Origin of the sequence: Pseudomonas sp. G34 (assembly GCF_031119625.1) — a bacterium.
In the GTDB taxonomy this organism is placed as follows: domain Bacteria; phylum Pseudomonadota; class Gammaproteobacteria; order Pseudomonadales; family Pseudomonadaceae; genus Aquipseudomonas.
Window position 1 is genome coordinate 16890 of sequence record NZ_JAVHZV010000018.1, and the last position, 22764, is coordinate 39653.

Annotated in this window: 26 protein-coding genes; 3 read left to right on the top strand and 23 right to left on the bottom strand. The window is 64.7% G+C overall.

What is annotated here, in order from left to right; translation table 11 throughout:
* Positions 1-236: 236 nt before the first annotated feature.
* Positions 237-524 (bottom strand): integration host factor subunit beta, encoded by a 288-nt coding sequence (ihfB, locus tag QYS36_RS12555; RefSeq protein WP_070886319.1) that lies wholly within the window; start codon positions 522-524, stop codon positions 237-239.
* 304 nt (positions 525-828) lie between these two features.
* Here ihfB and QYS36_RS12560 point away from each other — a divergent pair, with 304 nt between their 5' ends.
* Entirely contained in the window at positions 829-1068 is a 240-nt protein-coding gene (locus QYS36_RS12560; protein WP_308839799.1) for a YheU family protein, read from the top strand.
* 236 nt (positions 1069-1304) lie between these two features.
* On the opposite strand, the gene QYS36_RS12565 is transcribed toward QYS36_RS12560, so the two are convergent.
* The 14 genes from QYS36_RS12565 to ccmA all read right to left on the bottom strand — a co-directional run bounded on the left by QYS36_RS12565 (position 1305) and on the right by ccmA (position 12838).
* The gene (locus QYS36_RS12565; RefSeq protein ID WP_308839800.1) at positions 1305-1739 is read right to left on the bottom strand and encodes a hypothetical protein; all 435 of its coding nucleotides are present in this window, start codon (positions 1737-1739) and stop codon (positions 1305-1307) included.
* Between the two features lie 169 nt (positions 1740-1908).
* Entirely contained in the window at positions 1909-3078 is a 1170-nt protein-coding gene (locus tag QYS36_RS12570; RefSeq protein ID WP_308839801.1) for an MFS transporter, read from the bottom strand.
* 419 nt (positions 3079-3497) lie between these two features.
* Positions 3498-4325, bottom strand: coding sequence for an SDR family oxidoreductase (locus QYS36_RS12575; protein WP_308839802.1), 828 nt, complete (start codon positions 4323-4325; stop codon positions 3498-3500).
* 167 nt (positions 4326-4492) lie between these two features.
* The gene (locus QYS36_RS12580; RefSeq protein ID WP_308839803.1) at positions 4493-5332 is read right to left on the bottom strand and encodes an IclR family transcriptional regulator C-terminal domain-containing protein; all 840 of its coding nucleotides are present in this window, start codon (positions 5330-5332) and stop codon (positions 4493-4495) included.
* Positions 5333-5544: 212 nt separating this feature from the next.
* The gene (locus tag QYS36_RS12585) at positions 5545-5895 is read right to left on the bottom strand and encodes a hypothetical protein (protein ID WP_308839804.1); all 351 of its coding nucleotides are present in this window, start codon (positions 5893-5895) and stop codon (positions 5545-5547) included.
* Complete coding sequence (gene ccmI, locus QYS36_RS12590; protein ID WP_308839805.1) at positions 5892-7097, bottom strand: c-type cytochrome biogenesis protein CcmI; 1206 nt, start codon at positions 7095-7097, stop codon at positions 5892-5894. The genes QYS36_RS12585 and ccmI overlap by 4 nt, the downstream gene beginning before the upstream one ends.
* Positions 7094-7579 (bottom strand): cytochrome c-type biogenesis protein CcmH, encoded by a 486-nt coding sequence (locus QYS36_RS12595; RefSeq protein ID WP_308839806.1) that lies wholly within the window; start codon positions 7577-7579, stop codon positions 7094-7096. The genes ccmI and QYS36_RS12595 overlap by 4 nt, the downstream gene beginning before the upstream one ends.
* Positions 7576-8112 (bottom strand): DsbE family thiol:disulfide interchange protein, encoded by a 537-nt coding sequence (locus QYS36_RS12600; RefSeq protein WP_308839807.1) that lies wholly within the window; start codon positions 8110-8112, stop codon positions 7576-7578. The genes QYS36_RS12595 and QYS36_RS12600 overlap by 4 nt, the downstream gene beginning before the upstream one ends.
* The gene (locus tag QYS36_RS12605; RefSeq protein WP_308839808.1) at positions 8109-10082 is read right to left on the bottom strand and encodes a heme lyase CcmF/NrfE family subunit; all 1974 of its coding nucleotides are present in this window, start codon (positions 10080-10082) and stop codon (positions 8109-8111) included. Before QYS36_RS12605 ends, QYS36_RS12600 begins: the two co-directional genes overlap by 4 nt.
* Positions 10079-10543: a cytochrome c maturation protein CcmE gene (gene ccmE, locus QYS36_RS12610; protein WP_308839809.1), complete on the bottom strand. Its 465-nt coding sequence runs from the start codon at positions 10541-10543 to the stop codon at positions 10079-10081. Before ccmE ends, QYS36_RS12605 begins: the two co-directional genes overlap by 4 nt.
* On the bottom strand, positions 10540-10716 hold the full coding sequence (ccmD, locus tag QYS36_RS12615; protein ID WP_027911382.1) for a heme exporter protein CcmD: 177 nt from the start codon (positions 10714-10716) through the stop codon (positions 10540-10542). The genes ccmE and ccmD overlap by 4 nt, the downstream gene beginning before the upstream one ends.
* Positions 10713-11471 (bottom strand): heme ABC transporter permease, encoded by a 759-nt coding sequence (locus tag QYS36_RS12620; protein WP_308839964.1) that lies wholly within the window; start codon positions 11469-11471, stop codon positions 10713-10715. The genes ccmD and QYS36_RS12620 overlap by 4 nt, the downstream gene beginning before the upstream one ends.
* 63 nt (positions 11472-11534) lie before the next feature.
* On the bottom strand, positions 11535-12206 hold the full coding sequence (ccmB, locus tag QYS36_RS12625; protein ID WP_308839810.1) for a heme exporter protein CcmB: 672 nt from the start codon (positions 12204-12206) through the stop codon (positions 11535-11537).
* Complete coding sequence (gene ccmA / locus QYS36_RS12630) at positions 12203-12838, bottom strand: cytochrome c biogenesis heme-transporting ATPase CcmA (protein ID WP_308839811.1); 636 nt, start codon at positions 12836-12838, stop codon at positions 12203-12205. Before ccmA ends, ccmB begins: the two co-directional genes overlap by 4 nt.
* 130 nt (positions 12839-12968) lie before the next feature.
* Between ccmA and QYS36_RS12635 the strand changes: the two genes are divergently transcribed.
* Complete coding sequence (locus QYS36_RS12635; protein ID WP_308839812.1) at positions 12969-14516, top strand: flagellar hook-length control protein FliK; 1548 nt, start codon at positions 12969-12971, stop codon at positions 14514-14516.
* A complete protein-coding gene (locus QYS36_RS12640) occupies positions 14513-14851 on the top strand; it encodes an EscU/YscU/HrcU family type III secretion system export apparatus switch protein (RefSeq protein WP_308839813.1) in 339 nt (112 codons plus the stop codon). The genes QYS36_RS12635 and QYS36_RS12640 overlap by 4 nt, the downstream gene beginning before the upstream one ends.
* 158 nt (positions 14852-15009) lie before the next feature.
* Here QYS36_RS12640 and QYS36_RS12645 read toward each other — a convergent pair whose 3' ends face one another.
* The 8 genes from QYS36_RS12645 to QYS36_RS12680 all read right to left on the bottom strand — a co-directional run bounded on the left by QYS36_RS12645 (position 15010) and on the right by QYS36_RS12680 (position 22754).
* Positions 15010-15408 (bottom strand): DUF2802 domain-containing protein, encoded by a 399-nt coding sequence (locus QYS36_RS12645; protein ID WP_027911376.1) that lies wholly within the window; start codon positions 15406-15408, stop codon positions 15010-15012.
* A gap of 1 nt (position 15409) precedes the next feature.
* Complete coding sequence (locus tag QYS36_RS12650; protein ID WP_111463615.1) at positions 15410-15889, bottom strand: chemotaxis protein CheW; 480 nt, start codon at positions 15887-15889, stop codon at positions 15410-15412.
* A gap of 85 nt (positions 15890-15974) precedes the next feature.
* Entirely contained in the window at positions 15975-16805 is an 831-nt protein-coding gene (locus QYS36_RS12655) for a chemotaxis protein CheW (protein WP_308839814.1), read from the bottom strand.
* Between the two features lie 91 nt (positions 16806-16896).
* Entirely contained in the window at positions 16897-17685 is a 789-nt protein-coding gene (locus QYS36_RS12660; RefSeq protein ID WP_308839815.1) for a ParA family protein, read from the bottom strand.
* A gap of 40 nt (positions 17686-17725) precedes the next feature.
* Positions 17726-18613, bottom strand: coding sequence for a flagellar motor protein MotD (motD, locus tag QYS36_RS12665; RefSeq protein ID WP_308839965.1), 888 nt, complete (start codon positions 18611-18613; stop codon positions 17726-17728).
* Positions 18613-19353 (bottom strand): flagellar motor protein, encoded by a 741-nt coding sequence (locus QYS36_RS12670; protein WP_308839816.1) that lies wholly within the window; start codon positions 19351-19353, stop codon positions 18613-18615. Before QYS36_RS12670 ends, motD begins: the two co-directional genes overlap by 1 nt.
* A complete protein-coding gene (locus QYS36_RS12675) occupies positions 19353-20480 on the bottom strand; it encodes a chemotaxis response regulator protein-glutamate methylesterase (RefSeq protein ID WP_308839817.1) in 1128 nt (375 codons plus the stop codon). The genes QYS36_RS12670 and QYS36_RS12675 overlap by 1 nt, the downstream gene beginning before the upstream one ends.
* Before the next feature lie 42 nt (positions 20481-20522).
* Positions 20523-22754, bottom strand: a complete 2232-nt coding sequence (locus QYS36_RS12680) for a chemotaxis protein CheA (protein ID WP_308839818.1) — start codon at positions 22752-22754, stop codon at positions 20523-20525.
* Between the last annotated feature and the right edge of the window lie 10 nt (positions 22755-22764).

A 22764-nucleotide genomic window follows, 5' to 3' on the forward strand; every position in this document is an offset into this window, starting at 1 on the left:
ATCGCGGGCATGGCCCGCTCCCACAACAGGAACCCGAGGATAGATGCCTTTGGCGACATCTGTTACGTAGAGACAGAGACCCAAATGCCTTACATGCTCAAAATAACTACTTGAAGGAAAAAATCGGTAATTTCACCGCGGCCTATTGCAGGCTGAGGATTGCGCGCCAATGCCATTCGCATGGCGCCGGGTGCTCAAAGGGCAACTGATGCGGATGTCAGCACAAGCCAGGAGAATCACTCGTCCTCGTCGTTCACCCGATCACGCAACTCCTTGCCCGGCTTGAAGTGCGGGACGAACTTGCCATCCAGACGCACTGACTGGCCCGTCTTGGGGTTACGGCCCACCCGCGGGGCGCGGTAATGAAGGGAGAAACTGCCGAAGCCACGGATCTCGATGCGATCGCCAGTCGCCAGCGCCTGGGACATCTGTTCCAGCATGGTCTTGATGGCCAGCTCGACATCTTTGTTTGAAAGCTGCCCTTGGTGGGTGACGATTCTTTCGATCAACTCCGACTTGGTCATACTTTTCCCTTCGTTTTCAAGCGGCTATGTCACTCGATGGGAAGGTTGTAGCACGCTGATCAGCTTTTGAACAGCCTAAAAAATCACCAGCTTCGAAAATGTGCTTGGCGTCTTGAATCGATTGCCGCTGATTCCGCTATGTGAATGTAAGTCGTTGACTGTGCAGCATTGTTGGCAAACGTGCTGATTCGCCCTCGATACCGGCAGGCACGAGGCACGAAAGGTGATCAAATGCCCGCGGGCGCCGTCCAAGCAAATCCACGCACTCGATGGTTAGAGACCGCCAGCGCCTCAGGAGAAAACCGTGCTGATCCCCGCCACTCTGCTCGAAGCAGATACCCTCACCCGCCTGATCGAAGACTTCGTCACCCGCGACGGCACCGACAATGGCGACGAAACACCGCTGGAAACGCGGGTTGCTCGCGTACGCCGGGCGCTCGACAAGGGCGAAGCGGTAATCGTGTTCGACCCGGAAAGCCAGCAATGCCAACTGGCGCTCAAGCGCGACGTACCGAAGGAGTGGCTGGACCAGGATGAGGGCTAGTTAGCCGTGGTTTGTCATTGATTGCGCGTCATTTTGTACTGACTGCTGGGCGTATTCGCCGAAGGCAGTACGCCGCGAGGCTGGCAGCATGCTTTTGCGGGTAGGTCGCCGCCTCCGACAGGCAAACTGTTCGCTTCGCTACGAGTGGCCGGCATCCCGGTCCGCCCTACGCAGCTGGCGGCGCACCCGCGAGTATGTATGAGCCGCGACCCGCGCCGAGTGGTTTGCTCAACGCCCTATCCACGCAATCCCCCTTCCCGCTCCCAGGCACAGCGCACACGTAATGCGCCGTCCTGCGGGCTGTGCAGGCCATTCTCCGACTCCGCTTCCCAGCGAAAGGTGTGGGTACCGCTCAGCTCGGTTTCCAGGTGCACCACGGCACTGGCCCAGTACAGGCGCTTGAGCAGCGCCTCGAACTCGGCGACCCACAGTTTCCACTCGTATTCGATGGTCTGGTAACTGGCCCCGAAGTGGATCACCTGGGTCTGGTACAGGCCACTGCCCGGTTGCTGGCAGCACGAAAACATCTCGCGCCCCAGAAACGGCCAGGCGTCGCCGCTCGGCAAGGCGTCGAGTACCTGCTTGTTGAGCAGGCGCCGCAAGCGGCTCTCCGCCGGGCTGTCCGACGGCCAGTCACGAATGTTGCCGTAGACGATGGATTCCGATTCCACGGGGGCACTCCGCTAAAAACTGGCAGCCTTCTATCACAGCCCGCGATGCAGGGGAATGCTGCGGGCAGAACGGTCGGTCAGGACGGTGATGGAGATCATTCAATCGCCCGGATTCACGGGTTAGCCATGCTTCCGGGTTGAGCTGCACTCTACCCGGGCTACCAGGTAGTCACGCCGAAGGCCGGCGCGGGCCCTTGCGCATCGACCAGGCCAGCAGCACCATCACCACCGCCATGCCCGTCAGCACCATGAACGGCACCTGGTAGGTGCCCGACAGATCCCGCGCCAGGCCGCTGAGCACCGGGCTCAGGCACGCCACGCTGTAGCCCGAGCCGAGCATCATCGCCGTCCAGCGACTGACTGCCATGGGCGAGCCGGCCTCGTAGATGGGCAGCAACAACGACAGCGCGAAGGAGCCGCTCATGCCGAAACCCAGGGTCAACGCCCAGAATTCCGGGATGAAGGTGGGCACGAAGGTGATCATGCTCAGGCTGACCAGGGTCAGGGAGCCGCAGGCGACCATCAGCAGGTAGCGGTTCATGCGCTGCACCAGCATTGGCAGCACGAAGGAACTGGGCAAGCCCATCAGCATGGCCAGGCTGAACAGCGTGTTGCTGTGCATCGCCGACAGGCCCGCCTCCTGGTAGCGCGCCACCGTCCAGGTCGCCACGGCGTAGAACAGGCCGGCCTGCAGAGCGAAGTAGGCACTGATCAACCAGGCCCGCCCTTCGCGCCAGGGCAAGCCGGCGGAAGCGTCTTCGCTGCTCAGTGGTTCGGCGTGCTGCTTGGGCAGACAGCACCAGATCACCACGGCCAATATCGCCGGCAGCGCCCAGACGGCCAGGCCATAGCTCCAGTCATCGCCAAACAGCTGGGCAACCGGCATGGTCAATACCACGCCGATGGCGCCGCCAACGGCCATGCTCAGCGAATACCAGGCCAGCACCTGGCCCATGCGCCCGGCGAAATGGCGCTTGATGAAGCCCGACAGCAAAGGCCCGGCAATGGCGATGGCGGCACCCAGCAGCACCGCGCTGCCGACCAGCATCGTGCTGGAGTGGCCAACCAGGCGCAGCGTCAGCGCCACGGCAATGGCGCCCAGGCACAGGGTAATGGTGCGTTCCAGGCCAAGGCGCACCGCCAGCCGGGGCGCGAGCGGCGCCAGCAGGCCCATGCACAACACCGGCAGCGCGGTGGTCAGGCTGATAAAGCCGCGGCTCAGGGACAGTTCCTGAGCGATGCGTTCGATAAGCGGCGCCAGCGAGGTAATGCCGGGTCGCAGGTTCACCGCAGCGACCACCAGGGCCAGCAGCAGCAAAGCGCGGGAGACGGGTTTCACACGAGTTCCTGATCAGGTGGCCAGGTTTAGCCGAGGCGGCAACCCTACTCGTGCGTTTCGATTAGGGCAAGCGTGACCGCGTGCTTGACTGCAACGTGGCGGAAGCGGACATCGGTGCAGTACCTGTGGGAGCGGGCCATGCCCGCGATTCGCGCGCATGGCGCGCTCCCACAATGGATCGTTGACGGTTGCCTTTGCCCGGGCAAGCGGCCGTTCGCGAACTCGTGGGAGGGGCTTTAGCCCCGAGCTCTTTGTTTGCCTTGAAAAAGACTCGAGGCTAAAGCCTCTCCCACAAAAGCACCATGCCCACCGTCCGCTTCTGCCTTATTGCAGTCGATTTCACGATGGCTTCCACGCTCCAGCGTGGTAGCTCAGGCCAAGGCGCTCCGGCCGCGCGCGGCATCAGCTGGTGAACAGGTTCAAGGCGTCTTCGCTTCGCGTTGCCCGGCAGCCTTGGCGCGCATCTTCTCGCACATCAGGGTCATCTCGTCATACAGCAGCTGCGGGTTCTTCTGCTTCAGCGCCCAGGCCTGGCGGCCCTGCTCGTGGGGCAGGATCATGAACTCGCCGGCGGCCACCGCCTGGAAGATATAGTCGGCAATGAACTCGGCGTTGATCGGCGAGCTTTCCAGCAACTTGCCGACCTGGGCCTTCATGGCTGGCGTCGGCCCGCGGAAGGAATCAAGCAGGTTGGTCTGGAAGAACGACGGACACACCACGTGCACGCCGACCTGCAGGGGCTTGAGCTCGGCCAGTAAGCTTTCCGACAGCGCCACCACACCGGCCTTGGCGACGTTGTAGTTGCTCATGCCCGGGCCCTGCATCAGCGCCGCCATGGAGGCGATATTGACGATGCGCCCACGGCTGCGTTCGAGCAGCGGCAGGAACGCCTTGCAGCCCTTGACCACGCCCATCAGGTTGATCGACAACTGCCAGTCCCAGTCCTCGAGCGACAGCTCGGCAAAGAAGCCACCCGAGGCCACGCCGGCGTTGTTGATGATGATGTCGATGCCGCCGAACTTCTCTTCGCAGGCCTGCGCCAGGGCGGTCAACTGGCTGTAGTCACGCACGTCGCAGCGCAGGGTGAAACCGTCGCCGCCCGCCTCGCGCACCAGGCGCAGGGTTTCCGCCAGCCCTGCATCGTTGACGTCCGACAGCGCCAGGCGCCAGCCCTCGCGCGCCCAGCGCAGTGCCAGTTCGCGCCCCAAGCCGGATCCGGCCCCCGTGATCATCATGCGATTGCTCATGCTCAACCTGCCCTGCTGGCCAATGAAAGACAGCCCGAGTGTAGCGAAGGCGCAGGCGCCTCCCAGCCATCATCAGCTTGTTGAATGGGCGCACCGCGGGGTGGGTATGGCGCAGATTCGCTGGCCCCGGGTGTCGCTGCGCTCGACCCGGGCTACGCGGTGGATGGCTACTGGAACAGGCGGCTGCTCAGTTCGTGGCTGGCTTCCAGCAGGATCGGCAGGAAGCGGTTCTCCAGCTCCTGGCGGGACACGCGGCCCACGTGGGTGCCGACGTTGAGGGCCGCCAGCACCTGGCCGGCGGAGTCCTTGAGCGGCACGGCAATGGAGCGCAGGCTGACTTCCAGCTCCTGGTCGATGATCACCCAGCCCTGGCGGCGGATCTCTTCGATATTGGCGCGCAGGTCTTGCGGGGTATGCAGGGTGCGGCTGGTTTTCACCTGCAGATCCGCGTGGCTCAGGTAATCGTCCAGCGCCGCGTCATCCAGCGCGGCCAGCAGGATACGGCCCATCGAGGTGCAATACGCCGGCAGGCGGCTGCCCACGCTCAGGTCAACCGAAATCAGCCGCTGCGGCGTCGCCGAGCGCGCGATATAGAGAATCTCGTCGCCCTCCAGCGTGGCCATCGAACAGGCCTCGTGCAGCTGCTCGCTGAGACGGTCGAGAATCGGCTGCGCGGTAACGGCCATCGGCGTGGACGACAGGTACGCGTGGCCCAGGGTCAGCACCTTGGGCAGCAGCGAGTAGACCCGCCCATCGGTGGTCACATAGCCGAGCTTCATCAGGGTGTGCAGGCAACGGCGCACCGCCGCCCGGGGGATCTCGGTGCGGTGGCTGATCTGGGCGATGGTCAGGTGGCGCTTGCGCTCCTGAAAGGCATGAATCACCGCCAGGCCGCGGGCCAGCGAGGTCATGAAATTGGGGTCGCCGGTAAAGGCTTCGATGCGCTTGGCCGGCGAGGCGATGATCGGCGGGGCCATGGAACTGGGCACGGAACGGGATTCGGGCATGGCACTGTCACTCGTCCAGAGGGTATGCGCGATTATCGAACTGCGGTTCGATAATCGCAAGACGACGAACAGCCAAAGCCTGTGCGCTCGCCCAGAAGCTAAACGGCGTAGTAGCACGCGAAATGGGCAGCAGAAAGCAAACCGCCCTGGGACAAGGTCTCCAGGGCGGCTCGATTTATCGGTGCGATGCTGCGTACTTGAGTAGCGACGCCCTACTGCGCATGATGGCGATACAGGGCTGGCGGCACGCCGGTGCTGTCCACCGGCTGCCACGGGCCTTGCAGGGTGCCGGCCCAGCTCCAGCCGTCCTGCCAGCGGTAGAAGGTGCGCTCGCGGTAGTAGGTGTTGCGCTCGGAGTCGATCTGGTAGACACCCAGCGTGCCATTCCAGTGGCTGGAGACGCCCGGTGGCGGCGCGAAGCGTGGGTGGGATTTGCTCACCGGCGGCGAACCGGCGGAGCCCGATGGGCCGCCATCGGGGCTACCGGGCGCCGGGCTGTGCAAGGTACAGCCGGCAAGGCTCAACAAAGTGGCTGCCACGGCAGCGGAAATCAGTCTGTTCATGGTGGTGTGCCGTCAGGGCTATCGATGACAAGGCGTTGCACGTCCTGGGTGCTGCTGGCCAGCGGTTGCCCCTGGCCGATCCACTCGCCGCTCTTTGCATCGCCGGCGCGCGAAATGCGCGCTACCAGTTGAACCTGGTCGAACGCGGAAAGTTTCAGTTGCGGCATCATCGCATCGCTGTCGGACAGGCTGACCGTGGCCGGCAGCTCGGCCACGGTCAGGCGCTTGACCGCCAACGGCATCGGCGGCCCGGAAGCGGCGCGGGCAAAGACGAACACCGCATCGCCGGACTGCACCTTGCCACGCAGCGCCGGCGCCAGCTCGACGCGCACCTGCAGGCCAGCCGCTTGCGGCTGAGCGGTGCTGACCTCACCGCCCTGGGAGCCCAGCTCCTGGCGGGCGCGCTCGATACCGCCGGCAATTGCCTGGCGTGAGGGGTCGCCCTCGGGCAGCACGGCCACCAGGCGCTCCCAGTAGCCGATGGCATCGGCGAAACGCTGCTCCTCATAGGCGGCGATGCCCAGCAGGCCCAGGCTGGTCACCTCCTCCGGGTCCGCTTTCAAGGCTTCGCTGGTCAGGGCCTCCAGCTGCGGGCTCCACTGTTTGTCGGCGGCAAAATACAGCGCCTGAGCCCATTGCCCGAGCAGCTCCGGTTCACGGCCGGCTACCTTGACCGCCTGCCCGAAGGCACGCGCCGCATCGGCGGCGCGCTGCTGGGCCATGTAGCTGCGGCCGAGAAAGTACCAACCCTCGGCCGACTCTGGATTGTTCTGCACGGCCTGCTCCAGGCGCGTGGTCATCTCCTCGATGCTGCGCGGCTCGGCCGCCAGGGTGCGCGCCTGCTCGACCTGGTCGATAGCGCCCCATTGCTGGTACAGCAGCACCGCCAAAACTGGGATCAGCACCACCGCCAGCAGCGGCACGGCGCGGCCGAGACGACGGCCCTGGCGGGCTTCGCTGCCTTCGGTGTCGGCCAGCAACTCGCGGGCGGCTTCGTCGCGCGCCGTCTGCAGTTGCGTGGCATCCAGCGTGCCGGCCAGGTGCTGCTGCTCCACCTCGCGCAAACGCTCCTGATAGAGGGTGACGTTGAGGGCAGTACGATCTTCCTCGGCCTGTACCTTGCGCCCGCGCAGCAACGGGATAAGCAGAAAACTCACGGCGAGCAGACACAACAGGCCGGCGGACAACCAGAATTCGATCATGGGGCCTTCTTATCCTCAGGCGTCTGCTCGAGCAGTTGCGCCAGACGTTGCTGTTCATCGCTCGACAGGCCAGTAGCGGCCACGCCGCCGCCCTTGCGACGGCGCAGCACGATCACCCCAAGCAGCACGAAGCCGCCGACCAGCAAGGCCGCCGGGCCATACCAGAGCAACAGGGTGCGACCGCTGACAGGTGGTTTGTAGAGCACGAAGTCGCCATAGCGGGCGACCAGGTAATCGATGATCTGCGCGTTGCTCTCGCCGGCCTCGAGCTTGCGGTAGATCTCGGCGCGCAGGTCCATGGCGATCGGCGCGTCGGAATCGGCGATGTTCTGGTTCTGGCATTTCGGGCAACGCAGCTCTTCGGTGAGCTGGCGGTAGCGGGCGCGTTCGGCTTCGCTGGCGAACTCGTAGGTATCGATGGCCGCCTGGGCAACGCCACCCAGCGCCAGCAGCAGAACCAGGCCGCTCAGCAGGCGCATCATTGGTCCGCCTCGTCGACCATCTGCTGGTACAGCGGCGCCAGCTTCTCGCGCCAGATCGCCTCGTCGATCACGCCGACGAACTTGTGCCGGATGATGCCCTTGGCGTCGACGAAGAAGGTTTCCGGTGCGCCGTACACGCCAAGGTCGAGGCCCAGGGTGCCCTTGGGGTCGCTGATATTGAGCTGATACGGGTCGTGGAATTCGCCCAGCCATTTCTGCGCGGCGGCGTTGTCGTCCTTGTAGTTGACGCCATGGATGGTCACGCCCAGGGCGGCCAACTTGTTGAGCACCGGGTGCTCGACCTTGCAGGCCACGCACCAGGTGGCCCAGACGTTGACCAGCGAGGGCTTGCCCAGCAGGTTTTCTTGGGTGATCAACTGATCGCCCTCCACCGCCGGCAATGAGAATGCCGGAAAGGGTTTGTCTATCAGCGCCGACGGCAGCTCGGACGGGTCGAGAAACAACCCGCGATAGAGAAATACCGCCACGCCGAGAAAGATCACCAGCGGTAGCAACAGGATCAGTCGTCTCATGCCTGTGTCTCCTGCAGGCCAAGCGCGTCACGCACGCGGGTCTTGACCTTGATCCGGTAGCGCTTGTCGGCAGCGGCGAGAAAGCCGCCGAAGCCCATCATCAGGGCGCCCAGCCAGATCCAGCGAACGAAGGGTTTGATATGGATGCGTACCGCCCAGGCGCCCTGCCCCAGCGGCTCGCCGAGGGCGACGAAGAGGTCGCGGGTCAGCCCGGCGTCGATACCCGCTTCGGTCATCACCGATTGCTGCACGGTATACAGGCGTTTTTCCGGGTGCAGCACGGCGATCTGCCGCTCGCCGTCGAAGATGCGCACCGTGCCGCGGTCGGAGATGAAGTTCGGCCCTTCATGATGCGCCGCCCCTTCGAACACGAAGCGGTAGCCGCCCAGTTCCACCGCCTCGCCCGGCGCCATGCGCAGGTCGCGCTCGAAGCTGCCAAGGCTGGTGAGGACTACCCCCAACGCGCAGACCGCCAGGCCCAGGTGCGCCAGCTGCATGCCCCAGTAGCTGCGGCCCAGGCTGGTCATGCCCTTGAAAAAGCCTTTGTGGCGGGTCTTGTCCTGAATGTCGCGCAGCCCGGCCAGAACCACCCACGCGGCCAGCAGGCAGACGCCAAGCACCGCCCAATGGAAATCGCCCCACGCCAGGCTGGCCAGCAATGCCAGCATCACGCTGGCGACCAGCACCGGTGCGAGCATACCGAGCAGCCAGCGCAGCGGCGTGTCTTTCCAGCGCACCAGCACACCAACCGCGAGCACGGCCATCAACAGCCCCATCAGCGGCACGAACAGCGCGTTGAAATACGGCGGGCCGACCGACAGCTTGGCGCCGCTCAGGGCATCGAGCACCAGCGGATACAGGGTGCCGAGCAGGATCATCGAAGCCGCCACCACCAGAATCAGGTTGTTGGCCAGCAGCAGGGTTTCCCGCGACCACAGGCCAAAGCCGACCTGGCTGCGCACCACCGGCGCACGCAGGCCGAACAGGGTCAGCGAGCCGCCGACCACCAGCAGCAGGAAGGCGAGAATGAACACCCCGCGCTCCGGGTCGCTGGCAAAGGCGTGTACCGAGGTCAGCACGCCGGAGCGCACCAGGAAGGTACCGAGCAGGCTGAGGGAGAACGCGGCGATAGCCAGCAGCACCGTCCAGCTTTTGAACACGCCGCGTTTTTCGGTCACGGCCAGCGAGTGGATCAACGCCGTGCCGACCAGCCAGGGCATGAACGAGGCATTCTCCACCGGATCCCAGAACCACCAGCCGCCCCAGCCCAGCTCGTAATACGCCCACCAGGAGCCCAGGGCGATGCCGATGCCGAGAAAGGCCCAGGCGACGATGGTCCAGGGTCGTGACCAGCGCGCCCAGGCGGCGTCCAGCTTGCCGCCGAGCAGCGCGGCGATGGCGAAGGCGAAGGCCACCGAGAAGCCCACGTAGCCCATGTACAGCATCGGCGGGTGGATGATCAGGCCGAAATCCTGCAACAGCGGGTTGAGGTCGCGACCATCGGCCGGCACGTTGGGCAGCAGGCGGGTGAAGGGGTTGGAGGTGACGATCAGGAACAGCAGGAAGCCGACGCTGATGATGCCCATCACCCCCAGCACCCGGGCGAGCATCTCCTCGGGCAGCTGCCGCGAGAAGATCGCCACGGCAAAGGTCCAGCCGCCGAGAATCAAGGCCCAGAGCAGCAGCGAGCCTTCGTGGGCGCCCCATACCGCGCTGAACTTGTAGTACCAGGGCAGCGCGGTGTTGGAGTTCTGCGCCACGTAGGCCACGGAGAAGTCATCGACCATGAAGGAGTACGTCAGGCAGGCGAAGGCGAACACCAGAAAGGCGAACTGTCCCCAGGCCGCCGGTTGCGCCAGGCTCATCCACTGGCGATCGCCGCGCCAGGCACCCATCAACGGCAACGTGGACTGCACCAGGGCCAGGCACAGCGCCAGAATCATCGCCAGGTGGCCGAGTTCGGGAATCATCGCGCGGCCTCCCCGGTTTTCTCGTATTGCTTGCTCATGCCACTCTGCTCCAAAGCCTGCTTGACCTCGGGCGGCATGTAGTTCTCGTCGTGCTTGGCCAGCACTTCGTCGGCCTGCAGGATGCCGCCGTCGTCGACCCTGCCCATGGCGACGATGCCCTGCCCCTCGCGAAACAGATCCGGCAGGATGCCATGGAAGCGAATGGTCACCCGCGCTACGTAGTCGGTGACCACGAAGTCGGTCTGCAGCGAATCACTGGAGCGCTTCACCGAGCCTTTTTCCACCATACCGCCGGCGCGAATGCGGGTATCGAGCGGCGCCTCGCCGTTGGCGATCTGGGTGGGGGTGTAGAACAGATTGATGTTCTGCTGCAGGGCGCTGAGGGCCAGCGCCACGGCGATACCGACGCCGGCAACGATGGCCAGCACGATAAACAGGCGCTTCTTGCGAACGGCGTTCAACGTGACTCCTCCCGGCGCATACGGCGCGCCTCATCCTGCAGGTAACGGCGTTTGGCCTGCAGCGGCAACAGCACATTGAGCACCAGCACCACCAGGCAGATGCCGTAGGCCGACCAGACGTAAGCGCCGTGGTTGCCCATGGCGAGAAAGTCGGCGAATGACGCGAAACTCATCGTTTGCCCTCCACCAGCCCGCGGATTTCATTTTTCACCCAGCTGCTGCGCGCTTCCCGGCGCAACACTTCGAGGCGCATGCGCATCAGCAGCACCGCGGCGAAGAAGCAGTAGAAGCCCAGCACCATGATCAGCAGCGGCAGCCACATCTGCACCGGCATCGCCGGTTTTTCGATGACGCTGAAGGTGGCCGGCTGGTGCAGGGTGTTCCACCACTGCACCGAGTACTTGATGATCGGGATATTGATCACCCCGACCACCGCCAGTACCGCGCAGGCCTTGGCAGCGCTGTCGCGGTTGCTGATCGCCTGGCCGAGGGCGATGACGCCGAAATACAGGAACAGCAGGATCAGCATCGAGGTCAGGCGCGCATCCCAGATCCAGTAGGTGCCCCAGGTCGGTTTGCCCCAGATGGCGCCGGTGATCAACGCGATGGCGGTCATCCAGGCGCCGACGGGGGCGGCCTGCTGCAGGGCCACGTCGGCCAGTTTCATCTTCCACACCAGGCCGACCACCCCGGCCACGGCCAGCATCACGTAGATCGACTGGGCCAGGAATGCCGCCGGTACGTGGATGTAGATGATCCGGAAGCTGTTCCCCTGCTGGTAGTCCGGCGGCGCGAAGGCCAGGCCCCAGACGGTGCCCACAAGCAGCAACAGCGCAGCGGCGATGGCCAGCCCGGGCAGCCAGCGGCCACTGATTTCGTAGAACCATTTGGGCGAGCCCAGCTTGTGAAACCATGTCCAGTTCATCAGGTTACTCATCTGTCTCCGAGGTCAGCGCCGAAATGGGAGGCTAGCCCCGGTTGCACGGTTCAATCATTCGCTGACACTGATTTTCAGGCCGGCGGCAATGGCGAAGGGTGTCAGGGTTATCGTCAGCGCGGCGAGGCTGGCCAGCCAGAGCAGATGCCCGGCCACCGGCAAGCCTTGCAGGCTCGCCTGCAGGGCTCCGCTGCCGAGAATCAGCACCGGGATGTACAACGGCAGAATCAGCAGCGCCAACAGCAGCCCGCCGCGCTTGAGGCCCACCGTAAGCGCCGCGCCAATGGCACCGAGCAAACTGAGGATTGGCGTACCCAGCAGCAGGGACGCCAAAAGCACCGGCAGGCAGCGCCCCGGCAGGCCGAGCATCAATGCCAGCAAGGGCGACAGCAGCACCAGGGCCAGGCCGGAAAACAGCCAGTGGGCCATGACCTTGGCCAGCACCAGCACCGGCAAGGGGTGCGAGGAAAGTAGCCATTGCTCCAGGGAGCCGTCTTCGAAGTCGCTGCGAAACAGGCCATCGAGCGAGAGCAGCACCGCCAGCAGCGCCGCCACCCACACCAGGCCGGGTGAGAGGCTCTGCAGCAACTGCGTTTGCGGGCCGACGGCCAGCGGAAACAGGGCAATGACGATAGCGAAGAACACCAGTGGATTGGCCAGCTCTGCAGGGCGCCGACACAGCAGCCGCGCCTCGCGCACGACCAGCAGCATAAACAGGCTATTCATGCGCCATGCTGTCCCAGATCAAGATCCCGGTAGCCATCCGGTACGCGGCGCAGGGAATGGTGAGTGGTGAGCACGACCAGGCCGCCCTCTCGGCAGTGTGCGGCCAGATGATCTTCCAGTTGACCGACCGCCTGTTTGTCCAGCGCAGTGAAGGGCTCGTCGAGTATCCATAACGGTGGGCCGTGCAGATACAGCCTTGCCAAGGCCACGCGACGCTGCTGGCCGGCCGACAGGGTATGACAGGGCACATCCTCGAAACCGCGCAGCCCGACAGCCTCCAGGGCCTGCCAGATCTGCTCGCGGCTGGCCGGGCGATGCAGCGCGCACAGCCAGGCGAGGTTCTCTTCGGCGCTGAGCAGTCCCTTGATCCCCGCGGCGTGGCCGATCCACAGCAGGTCATCGGCGAGCTCGCCACTGCGCCTGGCAAGGGGTTGGCCCTTGAGATGGACGGTGCCGCTGGACGGTGGCCTGAGGCCGGCGAGCACGCGCAGCAGGCTGGTCTTGCCGCTGCCGTTGGGGCCGGACACCTGCAGCATCTGCCCGGCGTCCAGCCTGATGTCGAGGTTCTCGAACAACAGCCGCCAATCCCGTTCGCAGGACAGCGCGGTGGCTTCGAGAAAGGGACTGCTCACAACGCGGGCACCTGGTTCAAGTCGAGACGATTGTGGCCGCTATACTCTTGCGGACGTTCGGATTGGCCGCGAGTATACATGCCCGCCCTGCTCGCCCGCAGTGTGCATCGGGCCCAGAGTATGAGACTTAATGACCGAGATCAGTGGATCGCGTCCTGTTGCCCCCCAGCCGGCGGCCAACAGACCGGCAGTTAGCGCCGCCGACCTGGCGGTAAAGCTGCTCAAGCCCCTCGACGGCCTGATGGCAGCGGGGGAAAGCGCCAAGGCCGAGGTGGTTGGCGTCAAGGAAGGCGTACAGAACTTCCAGCTGATGCTGCGCGTGACCCTGGACGGCGGCCGCCAGGCAACCCTGCAGGCCAGCAGCCCGCAGCCGCTCGCCCAGGGCACGGCGCTGGCCGTCACCGCACTCTCCGATACCCGCCTGGCGCTGGCCGTACTGGCCGGCGGCAACAAACCGCTGACCAGCATCGACCTCGAGCAGTTGCCGGTTGGCACCCTGCTGCAAGGCAAGGTGCTTTCGCGCGAGGCAATGCCCGTGCAGGTCGCGCAGACCACCGTCTTCAAGGTGCTGGTCAACCTGCTCAACACCGGGCTGGCCGGCAAGACCCTGAGCCTGGAAACCAGCCTCGACCTGCCGCCGGGCAGCCTGCTCAGCGCGCGGGTGCAGGGTGACCAGTCCCTCGCCTTTCTGCCGCTCAGTGGCCGTCTCGACCAGCTCGCCCTGCTCCAGCAGCTCGGCAACCAGCAAAGCCGCCAAGGCTCGCTGGAAGGCCTGATGGCGGCGCTCAAGGGCATGGGCGGCCAGGGTGGCCTGCCCGATGGTTTGAAGGGCAGCATCGACAAACTGCTGGCCGGCTTGCCGAGTGGCGAGCAGCTGAGCGATGGCAAGAGCCTGATGAAAGCACTGGAAAACAGCGGGCTGTTTCTCGAGAGCAAACTGCTGGCCGGCCAGACCAGCGGCCTGGGCACCGACATGAAGGCCAACCTGCTGCGCCTGGTCAGCCAGTTGCTGCCCTTGCTGCCCGGCGCCGCGCCCCTGGCGGCGGCGACCGCTTCGGCCAATGCCATGACCCAGGCGCTGCCGGCCTTCGCCCGCAACGTGCTGGGCAATATCGGCCAGAGCAGCGGCCGCCAGCAGGCGATGAGCTTCCCCCTGCCCAGCCGCCTGCTGCAATCGATGGATGAAGAGGCTGACCTGGAAGCGTTGCTCAAGCTCGCGGCCGCCGCCATCTCGCGCCTGCAGACCCACCAGTTGTCGAGCCTCTCACAGAGCCAGGTCGGCCCCGAGGGCCAGCTGTTGACCACCTGGCAGATGGAGCTACCGATGCGCAATCAGCACGAACTGGTGCCGCTGCAGGTGAAGATCCAGCACGAGGAGCCGGCGCCGTCCGGCAAGCAGGATCCCAAGGAAGCGCTGTGGCGTATCGACCTGGCATTCGACCTGGATCCCCTGGGGCCGCTGCAGGTGCAGGCGCAGCTGGCCCATGGCAGCCTGTCCAGCCAACTGTGGGCCGAGCGTGCCAGCACCGCCGGGCTGATCGACCGCGAACTGGGCAACTTGCGCGAACGCCTGGTCGCCGCCGGCCTGACGGTGAGTGACCTGGTGTGCAGCCAGGGCACGCCGCCACAGGGCCCGAAAACCTCCCTGGAACAACGCTGGGTCGATGAAACCGCATGAGTAAGACCACCCGCCAGGCCATCGCCCTCACCTACGACGGCCAGAATGCCCCCAACCTCAGCGCCAAGGGCGACGATGAGCTGGCCGAGGCGATACTGGCCATCGCCCGCGCTCACGACGTGCCGATCTACGAAAACGCCGAACTGGTGCGCCTGCTCGCGCGCCTGGAACTCGGCGAGGCGATTCCCGAGCAGCTGTACCGCTGCATCGCGGAGATCATCGCCTTCGCCTGGTACCTGAAAGGCAAGTTCCCGGCCGGCTTCGACCCGCGCGGCAAGCCCAAGGAGGGGCCGCTGATGCTCGAAGGGCCTGCTGGTAACAACCCTAAGCGCTAGATCACCAGCCGACCGCAGCCCGGAGTATCGCTTCGCTCAACGCCCGGCCACGGGTATGCAACGCGCCGGCAGGGAACTGCATTGGTCATTTGCAGATCTGGACGTAGCCTGGGTGGAGCGAAGCGATACCCGGGAGCGAGATTCGCGGGGAAAAATGCTCAGGAGCGGCGCGCCTGATGCAGCTTGGCGACTAGTTCCGCTTCGGCCTTGCTGAGGCCGCAGGATTGGGTGAGGTCGTCGGCGCTGGCGCCCATGCCGACCAGCCTCGCAGCCTGCGTGAACGACAGGCTGGTGGGATCGCGCTGCTCGATCTGGGTCAGCTTGTCCGGCAACGGCGCCACGGTACGGCGCAGCTCGTGCAGTTCTTCGCCCATGCGGATGCTACCGGTCAGGTAGGTGTCCAGGCGCTTGCCCAGCTCGCGGATGCGCTGGTCACGCTGGGCATCGCGTTCGGCCTGTAATTGGCTGGCCAGGCGCAGACGCCCTGCGAGCCACACGCAGGTGCCTACCAGCCCGGCACAGACCAGCGCCAGAACGATCAGAGCAGCCTCGAGCACGTCAGATGCTCTCCAGCTCCGACCACTCCTCCTCGCTCATCATCTTGTCCAGCTCGACCAGAATCAGCAGCTCGCCGTTCTTGTTGCAGACGCCCTGGATGAACTTGGCCGACTCGTCGTTACCGACGTTCGGTGCGGTTTCCACTTCGGACTGACGCAGGTAAACCACTTCGGCCACGCTGTCGACCAGGATGCCCACCACCTGCTTGTCCGCTTCGATGATGACGATCCGGGTGTTGTCGGTCACGTCGGACGAATCGAGGCCGAAACGCTGGCGCGTGTCGATCACGGTGACCACGTTGCCGCGCAGGTTGATGATCCCCAGCACGTAGCTCGGCGCGCCCGGTACGGGGGCGATCTCGGTGTAACGCAGCACTTCCTGTACCTGCATCACGTTGATGCCGTAGGTTTCGTTATCCAGACGGAACGTGACCCACTGCAGGATCGGATCTTCAGCGCCTTGTGCAGAGCTTTTCTTCATGGCCTAGCCTCGTCATTGACCGCGCGTTGCGGTGCGCGGGAGTCCCGCTATTCAGGTGATCGCACGCTGTCGCGTACGAACGTTATCAGTGTATCTGTCCGTTGCGCATGCGCTTGGCGGCACCGCTGGCGATCAACTCGGCCAACGCGGCGACATCCAGCAGCGCGCACATGTGTTCGATCACGGTACCGGCCAGCCAGGGTCGTTGCGAGCGCTGACTGCGCCATTTGATCTCGTCCGGATTGAGGCGAATCGAGCGGCTGACCTGATGAACGGCCAACCCCCACTCGTAGCCCTGCACGGAAATCACGTACTGCAGCCCCTGCTTGAAATCATCCCGGTAACGATCCGGCATGACCCAGCGTGCGGTGTCGAGCACCTTCAGGTTGCCGGACTGTGATGGCAGTATGCCCAAAAACCAGTCCGGTTGGCCAAACAAAGGTGTCAGTTCCTGGCCGGCCAGCGGATAGATCGAGCCCAGGCAGACCAACGGCACGGCAAGGGTCAGGCCCGCGACATCGAACAACAGGCATTCGAAGGGCTCTTCCGCCCACGCGGGGCGCCCATCGGGCTGGGTCAGGAAAATCTGTGGCGCCGGGCGATGCACCTCGGCGACCGGTTCGACAACCGGCGGCATGGGAATCGGCTCGACGATGAGCGGTGCAACGACTTCGGCCAGCGGCTCGCTCGGCACTTCGGCGGCGGCGGGCTGAACCAGGCTCAACGCAGGTGCTTCGGCGCGCGGCGTCAGCTGCGCATCACGCACCTGCTCTTCGAGCACTGCGGCCTCGAAGTCATCCAGGGTGCTTTCCTCGAGCGTCTGCTCGAGTTCGATGGCGGCGTCCTGCAGCAGCCCATCGAGATAGGACTGCAGCGCCAGTTGGGGCCGATTTGCGGTGGCAGTGGAGCGACTCATGAAGGCAACCTGCAGAAGAGTTCTGTATGAGCTATCGGCCGCTGGGGCGGCAGACTTGAGCCGGTTCGTGCAGAATATTCAGCCGCCATGATCAGGCCACCTGGGAGGCGGGCTGCTGCGCCAGCAAATGCTTGAGCAGCGCCCGGTAGGCGATGGTGCCACGGCTGTTGCCATCGAACTGCGAAGGCGTCAGCCCTGCCCGGCTGGCGTCACGCAGGCGGGTATCGACGGGAATGTAGGCCTGCCAGAGCTGCTCGGGGTAGCTTTGCTTGAGCAGGCGCAGGGTCGACAGCGAAGCCTGGGTGCGGCGGTCGAACAGCGTCGGCACGATGGTGTAAGGCAGCGCCTGCTTGCGTGAGCGATTGATCATGGTCAGGGTGTTGACCATGCGCTCCAGGCCCTTGACCGCCAGGAACTCGGTCTGCACCGGAATCACCAGTTGCTGGCTGGCCGCCAGGGCATTGACCATCAACACGCCGAGCAAGGGCGGGCTGTCGATCACTGCATAATCGAAGTCCTGCCACAGCTGCGCCAGGCTCTTGGCGATCACCAGGCCCAGGCCGCTCTGCCCCGGCGACTGACGCTCCAGGGTGGCCAGGGCGGTGCTCGACGGCAATAAAGAAATCTGTTCGTGGCTGGTGGGCAGCAGCAACTGCTTCGGCAGGCCCTGGGGCACGTTGCCCTGGTGCTGGAACAGGTCGAAATTGCTGTTCTCCAGGGTGTCCGGGTCGTGACCGAAGTAGCTGGTCATCGAGCCATGGGGGTCGAGGTCGACCACCACCACGCGCTTGCCGGCATCGGCCAACAGGCCTGCCAGGGCAATACTGGAAGTGGTCTTGCCCACGCCGCCTTTCTGATTCGATACAGCCCACACTCTCATAATCTTCATCCTCCCGGGGAAAGGCTAGGCCTGGCCGAGACTAGTTGTCCATTTCAGGGACTGGCGACGGGGAATTGACGGCGTCGTTGGCGGACGCCGGTGCTGCAAGCTCTTTAGCAGGTTGCGTGCCAGCGCGTTGCAGCGCTGCATCAGGCTGCGCATTGGCGCTTCCCACACCACTCACACTACGCCGTACATCGAGATTGCGCGAGACCACCAGCACTACCCGGCGATTGCGCGCCCTGCCCTCCGCCGTGGCGTTGTCGGCCACCGGCTGGAACTCGCCGTAGCCCACGGCGGCCAGGCGCGACGGATCGACGCCATCCATGGCCAGCATACGCACGATGCTTGCCGCCCGCGCCGCAGACAGCTCCCAGTTGGTGGGGAACTGCGCGGTCTTGATCGGCTGGTTGTCGGTGAACCCTTCGACGTGCACCGGGTTGCCATAAGGTGCCAGGATCTTGGCGATCTTCTCGATGATCGCGAAGGCCTCGTCGTTCGGCAGTGCATCGCCACTGGGAAACAGCAGCCCGGAGCTCAACTCGATCTCGATCCACAGTTCGTTGCCGCGCACCTTGAGCTGATCGCTCTGCAGCAGGCCGCCAAAGGCATCGCGAATGCTGTCGGCGATGGTCTGCAGAGTGGACGCGGCGATCTGCTGCGGCGCCGCCTCGTCAACCATCGAACGATCCGGCTCGGTGGTACGCGGGCGCTCGTCGCCAACCGGAATGGGCTTGATCGAACGGTCAGGCTGGTTGAAAACGCCGGTCAGGCTGTCCGAAAGGATCTTGTACTTGCCTTCGTTGATCGAAGAAATCGAATACATGACCACGAAGAACGCGAATAGCAGGGTGATGAAATCCGCGTAGGAAACCAGCCAGCGCTCGTGGTTCTCGTGTTCTTCGTGGTGGCGTCGGCGGGCCATGATCAGCTCATGAAGCCTTGCAGCTTCAGCTCGATGGACCGCGGGTTCTCGCCCTCACCAATGGACAGGATGCCTTCCAGAAGCATCTCCCGGTACGCCGACTGGCGCAGGGCTACTGATTTCAGCTTGTTGCCGATCGGCAGCAGCAGCAGGTTGGCGATGGCCACGCCGTAGATGGTAGCGACGAACGCCACGGCAATGCCGCTACCCAGCAGGCTGGGGTCGGCGAGGTTGCCCATCACGTGGATCAACCCCATGACCGCGCCGATGATGCCGATGGTCGGTGCGTAGCCGCCCATGCATTCGAAGAACTTGGCGGCCTGGATATCACGGCTTTCCTGGGTGTAGAGATCCACCTCGAGAATGCTGCGAATGGCTTCCGGCTCGGTGCCGTCGACCAGCAGCTGCAACCCCTTGCGGGCGTAGGCATCGGGCTCGCCATCGGCGACCGCCTCCAAACCCAGCAGGCCTTCCTTGCGCGCGGTCATGCTCCAGTTGACCACCCGGTCGATGCCGCCTGGCAGGTCGATCTGCGGCGGCACGAAGATCCAGCGCAGGATGCTCACGGCGCGCTTGAACACCGCCACGGGGGTCTGCAGCAAGGCCGCGCCCAGGGTTCCGCCGATCACGATCAGCGCCGCCGGGCCGTTGAGCAGTGCCGAGACATGACCGCCTTCCAGGTAGTTGCCGCCAAGAATCGCGACGAACGCCAGAATGACGCCGATCAGACTCAGCACATCCATCAGAGGCAGGCCTCGACCAGATGGCGACCGATATCATCGAGGGGATAGACGGCGTCGGCCAGGTTGGCCTTGACGATGGCCATGGGCATGCCGTAGATCACGCAGCTGGCTTCATCCTGGGCCCAGATCTGACTGCCGCCCTGCTTGAGCAGGCGCGCACCCTCACGGCCGTCTGCGCCCATGCCGGTCAATACCACGGCCAGCACCTTGTCGTTGTACGACTTGGCCGCCGAACCGAAGGTGATGTCCACGCAGGGCTTGTAGTTCAGGCGCTCGTCACCGGGCAGGATGCGGATCGTACCGCGGCCGTCGATCATCATCTGCTTGCCGCCCGGCGCCAGGATGGCCAGGCCGGGGCGCAGGATGTCGCCGTCCTCGGCTTCCTTGACGTTGATCTTGCACAGCTTGTCCAGACGCTCGGCAAAGGCCTTGGTGAAGGCTGCCGGCATGTGCTGGATCAGCACGATGGGCGTCGGGAAATTGGCTGGCAACTGGGTCAGTACGCGCTGCAGGGCAACCGGGCCGCCCGTCGAGGTGCCGATCGCCACCAGCTTGTAGGCCTTGCGCTTGGGCGCCGCACTGGCCGAGGCGCTGGGCCGCTCGACCGGCGGTTGGCTGACGCTTGGCTGCGGGCGTGCGGCCGCCGTGGTGGTGCTCGGGGCGCTGGCAGGTCGGCTCGTGCTACCGCCGGCAGGCGGCGTCACGGACGCCGTGCCGACCCCCCGGCGGTTGCTGCGCGAGATGCTGTGGACCTTCTCGCACAGCAGCTGCTTGACCTTCTCGGGATTGCGCGAGATGTCTTCGAAGTTCTTCGGCAGAAAGTCCACCGCACCGGCGTCCAGCGCATCCAGGGTGACCCGGGCGCCTTCGTGGGTGAGCGAGGAGAACATCAGCACCGGTGTCGGGCAGCGCTGCATGATGTTGCGCACGGAGGTGATGCCATCCATGAGCGGCATCTCGTAATCCATGGTGATCACGTCTGGCTTGAGCGCCAGCGCCTGATCGATGGCTTCGCGCCCGTTGGTGGCCGTACCGACCACGGTGATGTTGGGGTCCGAGGAGAGAATCTCCGAAACTCTGCGCCGGAAAAAACCGGAGTCGTCGACTACCAGTACCTTGACAACCATAAACACTCCTAAGCGGCACGGCCGTCGCCGTGCCGTGGACAATCAGAGACGCCGTGCGTAGCGCTTGAGCATGCTGGGCACATCGAGGATCAGCGCGATGCGACCATCACCGGTGATGGTCGCGCCGGACATGCCGGGCGTACCCTGCAGCATCTTGCCCAGTGGCTTGATCACCACCTCTTCCTGGCCGACCAGCTGGTCGACCACGAAGCCGATACGCTGGTTGCCGACAGTGAGAATCACCACATGCCCCTCGCCTTGCTCTTCATGGGCAGCTTTGCTGACCAGCCAGCGCTTGAGGTAGAACAGCGGTAGCGCCTTGTCGCGCACGATCACCACTTCCTGGCCATCGACCACGTTGGTACGCGACAGGTCGAGGTGGAAGATCTCGTTGACGTTGACCAGCGGGAAGGCGAACGCCTGGTTGCCCAGCATCACCATCAGCGTCGGCATGATCGCCAGGGTCAGTGGCACCTTGATGACGATCTTCGAGCCCTGGCCTTTCTGCGAGAACACGTTCACCGTACCGTTGAGCTGGGAAATCTTGGTCTTCACCACGTCCATGCCCACGCCGCGGCCGGACACGTCGGAAATCTCGGTCTTGGTCGAGAAGCCCGGGGCGAAGATCAGGTTGTAGCATTCCAGGTCGGTCAGGCGATCGGCGGCGTCCTTGTCCAGCAGGCCCTTTTCCACGGCCTTGCTGCGCAATACGTCGGCGTCCATGCCCTTGCCGTCATCGGTGATCATCAGCAGGATGTGGTCGCCTTCCTGCTCGGCGGACAGCACCACGCGCCCGGTTCGCGACTTGCCGGCGGCCTCGCGCTCATCGGGGCTTTCCACGCCGTGGTCGACAGCGTTGCGCACCAAGTGCACCAGCGGATCGGCCAGGGCCTCGACCAGGTTCTTGTCCAGGTCGGTTTCTTCACCGACCAGTTCGAGGTTGATCTCTTTCTTGAGCTGGCGGGCCAGGTCACGAACCAGGCGCGGAAAGCGCCCGAAGACCTTCTTGATCGGCTGCATGCGGGTCTTCATGACCGAGGTCTGCAGATCGGCCGTGACCACGTCGAGGTTCGACACCGCCTTGGACATGGCCTCGTCGCCGCTGTTGAGCCCCAGGCGCACCAGGCGGTTACGCACCAGCACCAGCTCGCCGACCATGTTCATGATCTCGTCCAGGCGAGCGGTGTCGACGCGAACCGTGGTTTCCGCCTCGCTGGCCGGCGCAGCAGCCGCTGCCGGTGCAGGGGCCGGCTTGCTGGCCTCTGCCTTGACGGGAGCGGCAGCCGCCTTGCTTGGCTCGGGCTTGGCTGCAGGTGCCACTTTGGCCGGCTCGGCCTTGGCAGCGGGCGCCGCCGGCTTGGCAGCGGCAGCCGGCTCGGCTGCAGGTGCTACGGCAGGCGCAACGAACTGGCCTTTGCCATGCAGCTGATCGAGCAGCGCTTCGAATTCGTCATCGGTAATATCGTCGCCCGCTTTTGCCGCAGGCGCGGGTTCCGCCGCTGCCGCCGGGACGGGCGCTACGGCAGGCGCGACGAACTGGCCCTTGCCGTGCAGTTGATCGAGCAGCGCTTCGAATTCGTCGTCGGTAATCTCATCGCCCTGGGCTGCTGGCGCCGCCACCGGCTCTTGAGCCGGCGCTGGCGCTGCAGCAGCGGCCGGCGCAGCGAACTGGCCCTTGCCGTGCAACTGGTCGAGCAGCGACTCGAACTCGTCATCGGTGATCTCGTCAGTCGAGGCACTGGCCGGCGCCGGAGCTTCATCGCCCAGGGCGTCGAGCAATTGCTCGAATTCGCTGTCAGAGATATCTGCTGAAGGCTCGGCCGCTGTCGCCAGCGGCTCTGCAGGCGCAGGTTCCGGCTCAGCCACCGCGTCAGGCACAGCGCCACCCGGCTCGGCCAGGCGCGCGAGTGCTGCCAGCAGCGCTGGCGAGGCAGGCGTCAGTTCCACGCGCTCGCGCACTTCGGTGAACATGCCGTTGACCGCGTCCAGTGCTTCGAGCACCACGTCCATCAGTTCGGCGTCAACACGACGCTCACCCTTGCGCAGGATGTCGAACACGTTCTCGGCAATATGGCAGCACTCCACCAGCTCATTGAGCTGCAGGAAGCCGGCACCGCCTTTTACCGTGTGAAACCCTCGGAAAATCGCATTGAGCAGGTTCATATCGTCCGGGCGGCTTTCCAGCTCCACCAACTGCTCGGACAATTGCTCGAGAATTTCGCCGGCCTCTACCAGGAAATCCTGGAGGATTTCTTCATCGGCGCCGAAGCTCATATGACGTGCT